This window comes from Cupriavidus sp. SK-3, assembly GCF_000611145.1.
Lineage (GTDB): Bacteria > Pseudomonadota > Gammaproteobacteria > Burkholderiales > Burkholderiaceae > Cupriavidus.
Genome location: NZ_JFJV02000157.1, coordinates 1 through 14,177, shown reverse-complemented (window position 1 = coordinate 14,177; position 14,177 = coordinate 1). Strand labels below are relative to the sequence as shown.

At 67.7% G+C, this 14,177-nt stretch carries 15 protein-coding genes and 1 pseudogene; 2 read left to right on the top strand and 14 right to left on the bottom strand.

Going from position 1 to position 14,177, the window contains the following annotated elements; translation table 11 throughout:
• Positions 1-197, top strand: a pseudogene (locus CF70_RS36650) (hypothetical protein); the annotation flags it as partial.
• A gap of 727 nt (positions 198-924) precedes the next feature.
• Here the strand turns inward: CF70_RS36650 and CF70_RS16185 are convergent.
• The 7 genes from CF70_RS16185 to CF70_RS16155 form a co-directional block, all read right to left on the bottom strand.
• Entirely contained in the window at positions 925-1,386 is a 462-nt protein-coding gene (locus CF70_RS16185) for a hypothetical protein (RefSeq protein WP_035866630.1), read from the bottom strand.
• A gap of 244 nt (positions 1,387-1,630) precedes the next feature.
• Entirely contained in the window at positions 1,631-3,115 is a 1,485-nt protein-coding gene (locus tag CF70_RS16180; protein ID WP_035866628.1) for an FAD/NAD(P)-binding protein, read from the bottom strand.
• Positions 3,116-3,122: 7 nt separating this feature from the next.
• Positions 3,123-4,412, bottom strand: a complete 1,290-nt coding sequence (locus CF70_RS16175) for an acyl-CoA dehydrogenase family protein (RefSeq protein WP_051648552.1) — start codon at positions 4,410-4,412, stop codon at positions 3,123-3,125.
• 28 nt (positions 4,413-4,440) lie between these two features.
• Complete coding sequence (locus CF70_RS16170) at positions 4,441-5,400, bottom strand: transporter substrate-binding domain-containing protein (protein ID WP_035866625.1); 960 nt, start codon at positions 5,398-5,400, stop codon at positions 4,441-4,443.
• Positions 5,401-5,421: 21 nt separating this feature from the next.
• Complete coding sequence (locus tag CF70_RS16165) at positions 5,422-6,255, bottom strand: ABC transporter ATP-binding protein (RefSeq protein ID WP_081862205.1); 834 nt, start codon at positions 6,253-6,255, stop codon at positions 5,422-5,424.
• Positions 6,249-7,310 carry an ABC transporter permease gene (locus CF70_RS16160; protein ID WP_035866623.1) on the bottom strand — a complete coding sequence of 354 codons (1,062 nt, stop codon included), beginning with the start codon at positions 7,308-7,310 and terminating at the stop codon, positions 6,249-6,251. The genes CF70_RS16165 and CF70_RS16160 overlap by 7 nt, the downstream gene beginning before the upstream one ends.
• The gene (locus CF70_RS16155; protein ID WP_200876761.1) at positions 7,291-8,358 is read right to left on the bottom strand and encodes an ABC transporter substrate-binding protein; all 1,068 of its coding nucleotides are present in this window, start codon (positions 8,356-8,358) and stop codon (positions 7,291-7,293) included. The genes CF70_RS16160 and CF70_RS16155 overlap by 20 nt, the downstream gene beginning before the upstream one ends.
• Positions 8,359-8,559: 201 nt before the next feature.
• Between CF70_RS16155 and CF70_RS16150 the strand changes: the two genes are divergently transcribed.
• A complete protein-coding gene (locus CF70_RS16150; protein ID WP_035866621.1) occupies positions 8,560-9,558 on the top strand; it encodes a GlxA family transcriptional regulator in 999 nt (332 codons plus the stop codon).
• Between the two features lie 29 nt (positions 9,559-9,587).
• Here CF70_RS16150 and CF70_RS16145 read toward each other — a convergent pair whose 3' ends face one another.
• The 7 genes from CF70_RS16145 to CF70_RS16120 all read right to left on the bottom strand — a co-directional run bounded on the left by CF70_RS16145 (position 9,588) and on the right by CF70_RS16120 (position 14,101).
• Positions 9,588-9,959, bottom strand: coding sequence for a hypothetical protein (locus CF70_RS16145; RefSeq protein ID WP_035866619.1), 372 nt, complete (start codon positions 9,957-9,959; stop codon positions 9,588-9,590).
• Between the two features lie 170 nt (positions 9,960-10,129).
• Positions 10,130-10,309, bottom strand: a complete 180-nt coding sequence (locus CF70_RS37910; RefSeq protein ID WP_235185075.1) for a VOC family protein — start codon at positions 10,307-10,309, stop codon at positions 10,130-10,132.
• On the bottom strand, positions 10,309-10,497 hold the full coding sequence (locus tag CF70_RS37905) for a hypothetical protein (protein ID WP_235185074.1): 189 nt from the start codon (positions 10,495-10,497) through the stop codon (positions 10,309-10,311). The genes CF70_RS37910 and CF70_RS37905 overlap by 1 nt, the downstream gene beginning before the upstream one ends.
• A 47-nt stretch (positions 10,498-10,544) precedes the next feature.
• Positions 10,545-11,396 carry an S-formylglutathione hydrolase gene (gene fghA / locus CF70_RS16135; RefSeq protein WP_035866617.1) on the bottom strand — a complete coding sequence of 284 codons (852 nt, stop codon included), beginning with the start codon at positions 11,394-11,396 and terminating at the stop codon, positions 10,545-10,547.
• 8 nt (positions 11,397-11,404) lie between these two features.
• Positions 11,405-12,511: an S-(hydroxymethyl)glutathione dehydrogenase/class III alcohol dehydrogenase gene (locus tag CF70_RS16130; RefSeq protein ID WP_035866615.1), complete on the bottom strand. Its 1,107-nt coding sequence runs from the start codon at positions 12,509-12,511 to the stop codon at positions 11,405-11,407.
• Positions 12,512-12,855: 344 nt separating this feature from the next.
• Entirely contained in the window at positions 12,856-13,371 is a 516-nt protein-coding gene (locus CF70_RS16125; protein ID WP_035866612.1) for a hypothetical protein, read from the bottom strand.
• A gap of 40 nt (positions 13,372-13,411) precedes the next feature.
• On the bottom strand, positions 13,412-14,101 hold the full coding sequence (locus tag CF70_RS16120) for a flagellar brake protein (protein ID WP_081862204.1): 690 nt from the start codon (positions 14,099-14,101) through the stop codon (positions 13,412-13,414).
• Between the last annotated feature and the right edge of the window lie 76 nt (positions 14,102-14,177).

Genomic DNA, 14,177 nt, shown 5'->3' with positions numbered 1-14,177 from the left:
CGTGGTGCATTGGCCGACTTGTGATGGATCGGCCCGCTCGTAGCGGAATCAGCTACGAGAAATACGAATACTGGGGCGACGACATTGAAATTGCCAGAGATGTCAGCCCGGGAACGTTCCAGCACAGAGTCGATACGCGCGAAGGCGAGTTGCGAACCAACAAGCAACGATATCCATCCCATTCACCGATGAAATGATGAGAAAGGGCGACAATGGACTTCATAAGACCGATGTTCCTTGGCTGGAGCAAGTCGTTTCGCCCACCCCCAATTCCCGTCTGCTAATTTTCAAAGACCTAGGGATACGCTGCTCAACAGCGTGCGTTTGCGACCCGAAGCGATGTGATGAGTCGTCACGGAAAACCGGGGTATCGCTTCGATGCTGCCAAGGCTTGCAAACAGCAGTCGGTCCAGTATGGAACGCATCCATCAAAGCCGTGAAAACAACATGGCAATGAGGCGTTACGATAACTCAAACGGTGATTGAACAACAACAGTCGGCGGCAGCGTCGAGGGCCGCGACGCCAACAGAGGAGTGAGGCTTCGCGGCAGTGATTAATGGAACCTTCGGGAGCATCCCGGCTCCAGCTGATGCGCCAACCGAATTTTCAGCGAACAGGGGCTCGCGCCCATTTGCGGATGCCCGTCGCATACCGCTTCCGTATCGAGGCGATCCATGAAGGTCTCTCCCCTGATCGTGGTGCGGAACTCAATGCAAAGAACGCTGGGAAGTGGTATCGCAAGCAGGGCTATCCGAAGGCGGTAGGCACGGCGCGAGCAAGACATGCGCGGCATCCTGGTACTACGTGCCGATGAGGTGGCACATGGAAAACAGAAATGGCGCCGGCTTGTTTCCGGGGCGGCAAGAATTCCCCGCTGCCTCTATTCCCCTTGCCCCCCCGGCCCGAGCCGAAGTGCGCCCCCGTCAGTCACGCATCGCCGGCATGGCGTTGCCAGTCAGCAGTACCGCCGCCTGCTCGCCATACGCCACCACGTAACCGCCGTTGGACGCTTGCCATGCCTGGGCGCCTTGCCGGTCGGCGAACCAGAGTTGCTGGTAGTCGCCGAACTGCCCGAGGTCGAGACGGTAGCGGTCCAGTACCCGGGCCGGGCGGCCGTCGATGTCGCGTTTGCATGCGGACCAGCTGTCGTAGCCCAGTTCGGCCGCCAGCAGTTGCAGGCAGTGCTTGAGCTGTAGTGTGTGGCGCAGCCGGTAGAGTTCCGCGACGCTTTGCGCGCGTACCTGCTCGCGGTGGATGCGCCGGATTACCGGTAGCGCCTGCATGGCTTCTTCGGCGTGGAGCTGGCGCAGCAGCCTGCGTGCATGGCGGCGCAGGAAGTCGCTGTTGGGAAGGCGGGATGGAGTGTTGAGCGTTGTGAGCCACATGTCATGTCCTTGCATTGCCGTTTCCCGCGGCGGCAAAAAAGGTCAACGGTGTGGTTCTTGCAACGAACTGGCGGTGCCGGGCTGGATCGCGCGGCGCCGTACGGTACGGGCAGGCAGGTGCGCTGGCTTTTGCGGGTGCGGGCGCCCTGCCGGCGCCCGGACGGGATTATATGCCAACACCGGATGCCTTTGGCAAGCGTTGGCTGAATCAGGCTGCGCTTGCCCTTGGCCAGATGCCAGCCCGCTAAGCCGCCTGCGCCTCGGTCTCGGCCGCCAGTCCAAGTTCTTCCACCAGCCGTGCCGCCAGCGCTGCCGCCTGGTTGCGCACGTCGATGATGGTCCCCGACTCCCATAGTGCTCCGCGCAGCGGTGCGCCCAGCGCGCTGAGGCCGGGCACGAGGCGGCCGCCGCGATCGAATACGCGGCCGCGCGCGTCGCCGTCGAGGCCGGACCCGGCTGCCGCTGGCCGGACCAGGCCGCGCGCCAGCAGGCTGCGCACCAGCGGCCGGGTGTTGCCGGCGTGCCAGCCGTATTCCGCGCCGGTGCAGTTGATGGCCGCGTCCACCGTGGAGGGCGCGGGCAGCGGGCGCGACAGGTGCAGGGCCACGCGGTGGCTTCTTCCCTCGCTCCCGTGACCGCCATGCTGCCAGCCGCTCGCGGCATCCCCGTCATCGGCCGGCGCCAGTGCGGTGACGCGGGCGGCATGCACGTGCAGGCGTCCCTGTGCACGCACCGTTTCGAATACCGCATGCGTGGGCGGTGCGGCGCGGTGCAGCAGGTTGTCCCAGAATGGCCGCACATGGCGCAGGAAGCGCTGGCGTTCCGGCACGCTGGCGGCTGCCCACAGCGGGCCGATGTAGGTACGCAGCGCGGGTGGCACGCTTTGCCAGTCGAGGCCTTGTGCCGCCAGTTCAGCGCTTTGCCGACGCACGCGCCGGACCACGTCGCGCGCGGTGGGCGCGGCCAGCGCTTCGGCCCCGGCGGCGGCCAGGAAGTCGTCGCAGGGGCCGGCGTTGTGGCGCAGCCAGGGTACCAGCGCGCGCCGGGAGAACGCGTGGTAGGTGCCGGTGAAGCCGAGCCGTTCCAGCGTGGCGACCACGTCGAGCATGGTCAGGCTGGTGCCGATCAGGGCGATCTCGCGTGCGTTCGCGAGCCGGGCCAGTGCCTCGGGCTGCCACGGGTCCGGGACGTAGCGGCTATCGGCTTCGAGCGCGTCGTCTTGCGCCAGCGCCGGCCGCGCGGGCTGCACGCCGGTGGCCAGCACGATGTGGTCCGCATCCCAGGCGCGGCCATCGGCGCTGCGCACACGGTGCGGCACGCCGATGGTCAGGTCGGTGATTTCCGCTTGCACGTGTACCAGCGTGGCGCGCCCGGCGGCGCTTGCCAGCGCGCGCGCCAGCGTGTCTTGCAGGTAATCGCCGTACACGCTGCGCGGGGCGAAGGCGTTGTCGGCCTCGGCGGGGGCGGCATGGCCATGGCGCACCAGCCATTGCGAGAAGTCTTCCAGCGTATCGGGATGAAGGCTGAAGTTCAGCGCGGGCCCGTTGAGGTAGTGGGCGGGGTCTTGCGTGCTGTAGGCCAGCCCGCGCCCCGGCTCGGCACGCGGCTCGAACAGGTGGATGGCGAGCGGCGCGCTGCTGTCACGCAGCAGCCGGATGGCGGTCAGGGTGCCGGCCATGCCGCCCCCCACGATGGCGATGCGGCGCGGCTGGGAATCGGGTCGGGTCATGATGGTCTCAGGCGTTGGTGCCGGGCGGGTATGCGTGCGCCGCGGCGCGCAGCGCCTGCTCGCCGGCGCTCACCAGGATGGCGTCGTTCTGCGGTGTATGGATGCGGCTGCACAGCACGTTGCGGTAATGGCGCTCAAGCGGGTTGCCGCGCGACAAGGCGGGGTTGCCGGCGAGCCTGACCGCAAGCTCGACGGCGGCGATGGCGTTGTCGGTAATGTTGAGCTTGAGCAGGTTGCTGTCCGTGGCGCTGGCAGGCGCGCCCGCATCGGCATCGGCGCTGAAGCGGTCCAGCAGGATGCGGTTGGCCAGCAGCCAGCTGTCGATGCGGCCCACCGCTTCCTGGAAGCGTGGCAGCGTGGCCAGCGGCGCGCCCAGGCTGCCGGGCGCGCGCAGGTTTAGCCACGCGACAAACCAGTCGCGGGCGCTGTGCGCCACGGCGTTGTACAGCGTGCCGAGCAAGGTGGATGTCCACACGGCCCAGGCCGGGTCATGGCGCTCCGCCCAGGCTTCGGGCAGGCGCAGGTCGACCGCGTAGGCGGCGGGCAGCGGGGTGTTGTCGAAGACCACGTCGTGGCTGCCGGTGGCGCGCATGCCGAGATGGTCCCAGGTAGGCAATACGCTGATGCCGGGCGCGTCGCGCGGCACCAGGAACACACCGGTGCGCGGGCTGGGCTCGTCGGTGCGGCCCCATACGGCCAGCCAGCTCAGCGCCGGGATGCCGGTGGAATAGATCTTGTGGCCCGACAGCAGCCAGCCGTCGCCCTGCCGGCGCGCCACCGTGGCCGGCAGGCCGCCGCGCGCGGGGGAGCCCAGCGCGGGCTCCACACGCAGGGAGTTGATCAGCGCGCCTTGTTCCACCGCGCTGCGTTGCACCTGTTCGCGCACGTCCGCCGGCCATTGCGTGTCTTGTGCCAGGTTGCGATGACCAAGGATCTGCATCACCAGCACCAGTGCCGTGGACGGATCGCCCGCAGCCACGTGATGGACCACGCGGCGCGCTTCCGCCAGGCCCGCGCCGGCACCGCCGAGCGCACGCGGCACGGTGAGGTCGAGCAGCCCGAGCTGGTGGAGTTCGGCGATGTTCTCGAAGGCGAAGGTGGCGTCGCGGTCATGCGTGGCGGCGCGTGCGGCAAAGCGCGCGGACAATGCGCGCAAGGCTTCGTCCGTGCGCAGGGGACGCGCCGCACCGGCCGTACCGGTGGCATCGGGGGGCGGCGCGGCCGGCGTGAAGCCGCTTTCGCGATGCCACCCCGAAATCCGCTGCCGGCTGGTCGTGCCGGTGGGTTTCAAATGCATTCTTGCTCCTGTTTTGTCTGGTGGATGTTCAATGGCAGATCAGCCCGCTCTCGACCAGCATCATGTTGAAGGCGGCGTCGCCGGCGGCTGCATCTCGCAGCCGTGCAAGCCGCCCGTCGCGTTGCCAGCGCGCCAGCCAGCGTTCCAGGTAGCGCGCGGATTGCGCGTCTGGCTGGCGCAGCGTCAGCGCCGCGCCCTCGCCATCGAGCAGCAGCGGCGCCGCCGCAAAAAAGCGCCATTCCGGCAAGCGCATCACGCGCGCGATCAGCGCGGCATCTTCCGCCACCGCCGCGCACTCGCCACGGCGGAACGCCAGCAGCGACTGCAGCGGGGAGGGATAGCGGCGAAGCCCGGCGCCAGCCCGGCTCAGGAGCGCCTGGAAAGGGCTGCCTTCGCTTACGCAGGCGGTCTTGCCGTGGAGCGCATCGAGCCTGCTTACCGGCGCGAAGCGCAGGGTCAGCAAAGTGCCACGAGGCGTGCCTGGTGCCCGTACCGAGGCTGCGCGCGGATACGCGCCGTCCGCCGCCGCGCCAAAGGCGAGATCGATAGCGGGGTGCTCGTTGTCACTGGTGCCGGCGCTGGCTACCGGCAAATGCCGCAGCCTGACCGGGACGCCCAGTGCGCGGCCCAGTTCCGCGGCCAGCCCTGCTTCACCCGGATCGGGCTCTGCCACCAGCGGCCGGCCCGGCGGCGTCGGGCGCGGATGCGCATGCACGCCCACCACCAGTTCGCCACGCGCCTGGGCTTGGCGCAGCAGGGGACCGGGTTCGGCGTGCGATTGCCACGGCGTGCCGGCGAAGAGCCAAAGCGGCAGGGCGATCGCGCAAGCCGCCAGGGCGATCACGCCCGCTATGCGCCTTGCCGCCGCCGGGATGCCAGAGGGCAAGCGCGGCTGGGTACGCGTACGCATGCCGTCCGCCATGCCGCCCGGTAGCGGGTCGGGCCCCAGCCACCATGTGCCGCGCAGATGCCAGAGCTCATCGGGCATGGCCGCCTCGCCTGCGTTGGCTTACCATCCCTGGCCCAGTCCCAGCAGGCCGAGGATCTCGCGGCGCAGCCGGATCAGTTCGGGGTCGTCGCGATGGCGCGGATAGTCGCGGTCGATCCTGAGTTCCGCCGTGATGCGGGCGGGGCGTTCGCTGAACACGATCACGCGCGTGGCCAGCAGCAGCGCTTCCTCCACGTCGTGCGTGACCAGCAGAGCGGTAAAGCGCGAGCGCTGCCACAGCGCTACCAGCTCGCCCTGCATGCTCAGGCGCGTCAGCGAATCGAGCTTGCCCAGCGGCTCGTCGAGGATCAGCAGGCGTGGCTCGTTGACCAGCGCGCGCGCCAGCGCGGCGCGTTGCGCCATGCCGCCGGACAGCTGGCGCGGATAGGCGCGGGCGAAGTCGGTCAGGCCCACGCGTGCCAGCGCATCGTCCACGCGGGCGTGCTGGCTGCCGAGCAAGCCGCGCGCTTCCAGGCCGAGCGCGGCGTTGTCCCATACGGTGCGCCACGGGTAGAGCGTGGGGTCCTGGAACACCACCACCCGGCTCGGGTCGGGCCCGCCGATCGTCACGCCATCCACCGCCAGCGTGCCGCGCCGTGGCGGCTCCAGTCCGGCCACCAGCCGCAGCAGGGTGGACTTGCCGCAGCCGCTGGGGCCGAGCAGGGCAACGAACTCGCCCGGCTCCGCAGTCAGGCTGACGCGGCTGAGCACCGGCAGCACCTGGTCGCGCAGCGTGAAATGATGGCTGACCTGGTCGATGGTCAGGCGCACGCCGTTGCCGGCGGCGCCGGCCTTGTCGATGGCAGCTTGCACAGGCTGGGCCTGGGCGGGTTCGTCGAGCACGGCGCTTACCATTTGACCACTCCTTTTTGCCAGGCCAGCAGGCGGTCCCGCGAGCGGAACAGCAGTGTGATGAGCCCCGAGAACAGGATCGCCATCACCAGCAGCGCGCCGTACATGCTGGCGTATGCGGCCCAGCCCTGGGCCCATTGCAGGTACCAGCCCAGGCCGGACTTGACGCCCAGCATCTCGGCCACCACCAGCACCGAGAACGATGCGCCCAGGCCCATGAACAGGCCGACGAACACGCTTGGCAGCGCCGCGGGCACGGCGACTTTCAGCACCAGGAAGCGCTCTTTGGCACCGAGGGTGCGGGCCACGTCGTAATACGCCGGGTCCACCGCCGCCACGCCGGACCACGTCAGCACCGTGACCGGGAACCAGGTCGCCAGCGCCACCAGGAAGGTGGCCGCGCTGGCGCTGCTGGGAAAGGCGAAGAACACGATCGGCAGCCACGCCGTGGCCGGCAGCGGCCCCAGCAGGCGCAGCACCGGGTGGACCCAGTAGCCGGCGCGGCTCGACCAGCCGATGGCCACGCCGGTCAGGAAGCCGGCCAGCGCGCCCAGCAGGTAGCCGGTGGCCAGCAGGCGCAGCGAGTGCGCCACTGCGTCGGCCAGCCGCGCATAGTCCTCGAGAAACACTTCAAGCAGGGCTTGCGGCGGCGCGAAGAAGGGGCGCGGCAACAGGCCGAGCTTGGCGGTCACCAGTTCCCAGATCAGCGTCAGCACCGCGAGCACCAGCAGCCACGGTCCGGCACGGCGCAGCGCGGCGCCGATGCCGCCCAGCCGGTGCTGCACGAATGCCAGCACCAGCAGCACGGCGGCGATACCCGCGAACAGCGAGGCGGTTTCATGCGTCAGTGGCCAGTCTTCCGGCTCGGGCCAGAATTTCACCACGGCGGCGACGGCCAGCCAGGCCGCCGCGGCCAGTGCGCCGGCCAGCCAGACACGCGGGATCGCGGGCGCGGGCAAGGCCAGGAAGTCATCGGGCGCATCGAAGGCATCGTGTCCGGCAAGCGCCTGTGCACTGTCCAGCGCGCCGCGCTGCCCGTCAGCCGAGAACGTTGGCATAGATGCGCTCCGCGAATTTGCTGGAATCGGTGCCGGGCCGGATCACCGACACCAGCTTGAGTTCGTCGGTGTATTGCGCCAGCTCCTTCTTCAGGTCCGCGCCCACCGGATGGTGGCCGTGCGTATGGCTCTTGAGCATGGCCACCACATCGGCCTGCGGCACCTTGGCGAACTCGGCAAAATGCCGCGCCGCGCCTTCGGGATTGGCCACCGTCCAGTCCTGCGCCTGCAGCACGGCGTGGGTGAGCGCCGAGGCGGTCTGCCTGTCCTCGCGGATCAGGCTGCCGCGAATGCCGAGCACGCAGCAGGCCCGCTTGGCGTATTCGTCCGACAGGTTGGTGGCGACCTCGACCAGGCCGCGCTCCTTGCGCAGCAGGTACGTGCGCGGGTCCCCGTCGGCGGCGGCCTGAGCCTCGCCTTTTTCCAGGGCGATGCCGAGCAGGTCGGCCGGGTACTGGCGCCACTGCACATCGCGCACGGGGTCGATGCCGCGCTTGGCCAGCAGGATGGAGAAGAAGTTCTTGGCCGGACTGGCCATGTCGCTGACGGCCACGGTCTTGCCCTTGAGGCTCTTCAGGTCGGTCACGCCCGAGTTGCTCAGGGTCAGCAGCCGCATGCAGCCGCCGTGGGTGGCCGCCGTCAGCTTGACGTCGAAGCCTTGTTCGAGCGGCTTGAGCCAGCGCAGCGCCATGCCCACGCCGGCATCCGCCTTCTTGGTAGCAATGGCTTCGAGCAACTGGTCGGTCGAGCCGCCAAAGTTGATCAGTTCCACGTCCAGCCCGTGGTTGCGGAAGATGTTCTCCTTCAGCGCCGCGGCAACCGGCGCCAGGCACACGGAACTGGCGTTCCAGGCCAGCTTGATCGGCTTGAGCTGCCCGCTGGCGGCGCTGGCCCTGGAGGTCCAGATAAATGGCGCGACGCCGCTGGCCACGGCGAGCGTGCCAGCGGCCTGCAGCCAGCCACGGCGGCTCAGGGTGCCTGTGCTGCGCGGATTGCCCTCGGGCGAGGAACGGTTGACGGCGGACGGCTGCTCTGGCTCTTGGTGCATGACACTCCTCGGTAGGCTGCGGGATGTGGACGATATGCACCATGCTAAGAACTGGTTCACTGCAACAGAACGAATTTGTTGGCACAAGCTTGCACGCCCACCGACTAATGCGGCGGCTGCATATGCTTGTAGCGCTTGTACCGGCGCGAGGGCGTGGCCGGCAGTGGGGTAAGATCGCCGCTTTCCATTCCGGTCAGATCGATGCAAGCGCAGGCAGTCGCCGCCCCACGGCGGGTGGATATCGTGGTGTACCCCGGATTCAAGGCCATGGAGGCGGTCGGCCCGATGACGGTGTTCGACTACGCCAATGTGCGCCTGGCCCAGCGCGGGCAGCCGCCGGCCTACGCCACCCGGATCGTCGCGCTGGAAACGGGTCCGGTGCGCTCGGACACGCTGATGACGCTGGAGGCCACGGCCCGGCTGGATACCGTGCTGCTGCCGGACGTCGCCCTGATCGTGGGCGCGCGCGATATCGAGCGCGCCATGGACGAGGCGCAGGGCATCGTGCCCTGGGCGCGCGCGGTGGCGCCGCGCATCGGGCGGCTGATCGCGCTGTGTTCGGGCACGTTCTTCCTGGCCGCCGCGGGCCTGCTCGACGGGCGCCGGGCGACCACGCACTGGGGCGTGGCCGCGCTGCTGCGCCAGCGTTTTCCGGCGGTGGAGGTGGATGCGGACGCCATCTTTGTGCGCCAGGGCAACCTGTGGACTTCGGCCGGGGTGACTGCGGGCATCGACCTGGCGCTGGCCGTGGTCGAGGAAGACCTTGGCCGCGAACTGGCGCTAGACCTCGCGCGTGAACTGGTGGTTTACCTCAAGCGTCCCGGGGGACAATCGCAGTACAGCCTGCATCTGGCCAGCCAGGCCACCAGCCACGCCGGCATTCGCGGGGTGCAGGACTGGATACTCTCGGATTTGACGCACGATTTCACGATGGCGGAGATGGCGGGCCGGGTGGCGATGAGCGAGCGCAATTTTCGGCGCGTGTTCGCGCGGGAGACGGGTAGCAGCCCGATGGCGTTTATCGAGTCGGCGCGCATCGAAGGGGCGCGGCGGCTGCTTGAACAAGGCGAGCTGCCGCTCAAGTCCATTGCCGCGCGCACCGGATTTGGTTCGGACGAGGGGCTGCGGCGCGCGTTCCTGCGCCAGATGGGCATTACGCCGCGGGACTACCGCGAGCGTTTCGGGGTGGCGCAGCAATAGACAACAGATAACAGACAACAGGCGGGGCTTTACTGGCTGCCTGAAGGCGTAGCGCCCGTGGCGCCCGGCGCGTTGGCGTGCAGCCCCAAATCCTGGCTTGCCGGCGTATCGGCGGCGCTGCCGCCCGGGGCGTTCTGTGCGCTATCCTGCGAGCGCTGGCGGCCCCGGCCCCGGCCGCCGCCACGTCCGGCGGCACCGGTCGCCGCGGCATGGCTCTGCTTAAGTTCCTGATTGATGCTGTCCACCGTGCGCGGCGCAGGCGTCATGCGCGCAAAATTGCTCTGGATGGCGCTCATGGCTTCGTCGCCAGCCGCGGGTGAACCCTGCGCGAAGGCGGCGGGCGATAAGCATAGCGCGACCACCATGGGAACGAGGCGAAAAGCATGGGCGCTGCGGGTCATGATGAAGTCCTTCGGATGGCCGCAAGCCGCGTTCGGATGACGCGGCCACGGCGATCCAGGACACTACCAGCGCGGCCTGCCGCAACGCAAGGCGGTGCGCGACGGATTCTGTTTCATTGGGCGCCGGCGTGTTTCAACGTATTACCAGGCGGCGCCGCCTGCACCGGCGCTTATTCCAGGTTCTGCCCGATACGCCACAACACCCCGGACGGATCGATCAGCACGAAGTCGCGCATCTGCCAGGGCTGGTCCTGCGGCGGCACGATCCTGACGCCGTAGCGCCCGCCGATATCCTGTGCATTGATCTTGTCCCACCAGGCCTGCACATCTTCCACCAGCAGATGCATCATCAGGTTTCGGCCAGCTCTTTCACATAGAAGTTCTGCAGCATGAAGCAGCACTTCCCGTGATGCAGGTAGGCCAGGTTGTCGTCGCTCCATGGCATGACGAATCCCAGGTCCTGGTAAAACTGCCTGGATAGCGCGAAATCCCGGGCGGGCACAAAGGCCTTGAGTTCGATGGCGGTCAGGTTGCTCATGATGCCTTGTTCAGGCGGACGGGCGGATCCCCGCCCGCCGCATGGGGTCAGAGTTGCGCTACGTGATGCCGGATATGGTTCTCGATGAAGGTCGAGATGAAGTAATAGCCGTGGTCGTAGCCCTCGTGCCGGCGCAGCAGCAGCGGTTGCCCGACGGCGGCGCAGGCGGCCTCGAAGGCTTCGGGGTAGAGCTGTTCGGCAAGGAATTTGTCGGCCAGGCCCTGGTCGACCAGGATGCCGCGTGGGAAGGGCGCGCTGGCCTGGCGCCGCATCAGCGCTGAGGCGTCGTACTGCTCCCAGCTTGCGCGGTCCTCGCCCAGATAGCGGGTAAAGGCCTTCTCTCCCCATGGACAGCGCATGGGCGCGGCGATGGGCGCGAAGGCCGACACCGAGCGGAAGCGGCCGGGATGGCGCTGCGCCAGCACCAGCGCACCATGGCCGCCCATCGAATGGCCGAAGATGCCGACACGCTGCGGATCGGCGGGCAGCGCGGTGGTGACGAGGCCGAACAACTCCTGCGCCACATAGCTTTCCATGCGCCAGTGCTGGCTCCAGGGCGCCTGCGTGGCGTCCAGGTAGAAACCCGCTCCCGCGCCGAAATCCCATGCCTGCGCTTCGCCGGCGATGCCGGTGTCGCGCGGACTGGTATCGGGCGCCACCAGGATCAGGCCATGCTCGGCGGCAACGCGCTGCGCGCCGGCCTTGATCATGAAGGTTTCCTCGGTGCAGGTCAGGCCGGCCAGGTAGAACAGCGCGGGCAGGCGCTGTTCGGGCTGGATCAATGCCTGCGCCGGCAGGAATACCGAGAACCGCATCGGCAGGCCGATGGTCGTCGAGGCGTGCCGGTAGAAGCGCTGCACGCCGCCAAAGCAGCCGTGCTCCGAGAGTAGTTCGAGCATGGCGGGCCTCAGTACAGGACCACGGAGCGGATCGACTCGCCGCGCTTCATCAGGTCGAAGCCCTCGTTGATGCGCTCCAGCGGCAGGGTGTGGGTGATCAGGTCGTCGATATTGAGCTTGCCGTCCATGTACCAGTCGACGATCTTCGGCACGTCGGTGCGGCCGCGCGCGCCGCCGAAGGCCGAGCCCTTCCATTCGCGGCCGGTGACCAGCTGGAACGGGCGGGTGGAAATCTCCGCGCCGGCCTCGGCCACGCCGATGATGATCGACTTGCCCCAGCCCTTGTGGCAGCACTCCAGCGCCTGGCGCATGACCTTGGTGTTGCCGATGCATTCGAAGGAGTAGTCGGCGCCGCCATCGGTCAGCTGCACGATATGGTCCACCACGTTCTCCACCTCGTTCGGGTTGATGAAGTGGGTCATGCCGAACTTGCGGGCCATGGCCTCGCGGCCGGGGTTCAGGTCCACGCCGATGATCTTGTCGGCGCCCACCATCCTGGCCGCCTGGATCACGTTCAGGCCGATGCCGCCCAGGCCGAACACCACCACGTTGGCGCCGGCTTCCACCTTGGCGGTGAACAGCACGGCGCCCACGCCGGTGGTCACGCCGCAGCCGATGTAGCAAACCTTGTCGAAAGGGGCATCCGGGCGGATCTTGGCCAGGGCGATCTCCGGCACCACGATGTGGTTGGCGAAGGTGGAGGTGCCCATGTAGTGGAAGATCGGCTTGCCGTCGATGGAGAAGCGCGAGGTGCCGTCGGGCATCAGGCCCTTGCCCTGCGTGGCGCGGATGGCCTGGCACAGGTTGGTCTTGCGCGACAGGCAGAACTTGCACTGGCGGCATTCCGGCGTGTAGAGGGGGATCACATGGTCGCCGGGCCTGAGCGAGGTCACGCCGGGGCCCACGTCGGTAACGATGCCTGCGCCTTCGTGGCCCAGGATGGCCGGGAAGATGCCTTCAGGATCGGCGCCGGACAGCGTGTAGTAGTCGGTATGGCAGATGCCGGTGGCCTTGATCTCTACCAGCACTTCACCGGCGCGCGGGCCGTCCAGGTCGACTTCTTCCACGGTCAGCGGGGCACCGGCCTTCCAGGCGATGGCGGCTTTGGTCTTCATGATGTTGTCCTTGGTAGTGGCGGCAACTGGCGTGCCGGCCCGATGTCTGGGGACGCATACCGGTGCCGTGCGGGACAAGCCAGGCACGGCACCGTTCGTCAGCGACGACTATACGCCACGCGGTTGGCCGCGGATGCCCGGGGCGGCGGATTTGGCCTCGGGCGCCCCTTGTTTGGCCGAAATCGTGGGTTGCGCGGGGCGGCACGGCTGACCGGGCGGCTGCCGTCGGGATGCCGGTTCGGCCAGGGTTTTGGCATCGGCCCGGAGAGCATCCGGCTGGCCGGCGCGGTCAGCGCAGGGTCGACCTGCGCGCGCTGCCGCCCCTTGCCGGGATCAGGGTAGGGTCAGGGCATATCGAATTGATCCGATGGCTTGCTCTGATCCAGCTCCGGCAAACCTGCGGAATACATGACTGCCCAGTTGTCCGGACCTAGCCCTCCGTCACGGCAGGGTAAGCTGCCGACGCGCTTGCCGTCCTTCTCGACGACAAGCCCTTCTTTTTCCCAGCCCTTGCCGCTGCCTGCGTAGACCACATAGTCGTAGCCCCCGTTGGAGAACCTGAAGTAATCGGTGCCGCCACCTGAGTAAGCGGTGACGCCCCACCGGAAGTGCTTGCGCGGATCATCCGTGAGTTTCGGGTAAGCAAGCTCGACGGCCCCCTTTTTTCCAAAGCGGTACTGCACGTACCCTTTCGTTTTGGAAAGATCTGGCGAAGCGCAAAGCGATACAACCTTGTTGCCTTTGACCGTGCATGAGAACGCAACTTTCTCGCCCGCCGCGCACAGCGATTCATGTGCCAATGCAGTAAGCGAAAACATCGAAAGCAGCAGGGCGCCAATGACGCGATGCGGGTGGGACATGAATGACTCCAGTTGAATGACTCCGGCTGAATGACTCCGCTCAATCGAGCAGGGCGCCTTGTTCGAACGCGACGAATTCGCAGCCGTAGTGGTGTACCGCGGCGTCGGCGGTATCCACCGGCTGGTAACGTACCACGCGAACCCCTACCTCCAGGCTTGCCAGCGTGCCAAAGCGCAGCCTGCCTTTGGGCAGCAACGTCCCGACGGCCAGGGTATTCGTACCTGGCGTGCGCGAGCGCAGCCCCACGCCGGACGCCGAAAGATCGGCAATGTCCAGGATGAGTCCGGTGCCGTCGGGCAACTCGGCCTCGAATGTGTACTGGTAGTCCAGCGTCTCCGCCCTGTAGTCCCGCCGCCGTTGCACCTGGGACAGTTTTTCCGGGAATGGCACCGAGAACGCAGCGGCGCCGGCGAACAGGGAGCGGGCCGGGGCGCCCAGGCAAAGCGTGAGCGACACATCATCCAGGACAGTCGAAAGTTCGCTTTGCGCGCAGGCCAGTACTGCCTCATTGTCAGGCTCGCTGACGTATCCCTGGAGCGTAAACGTGCGGGCTGGCGCATCCACGGACAATACTTTCGTGCGCAGCGTGCGCCCATCCGGCAAGCGCAAGTCGAGGCTGCGCTCCTGCATGGCCAGGATGTCCAGTATCGCGTGGATCTCACCCTCAAGGGCGTACTGGAACCCGTCCGATGACGGCGGGTTGGTCGAAGCGGAGTCAAGTCTATTCATGGATTGGAATGGCTGGTGAACGATCTGACGCGAGGCGTCGGCCCGGCGGAGCTAACGTCAAGAGTGGTGTATGGGC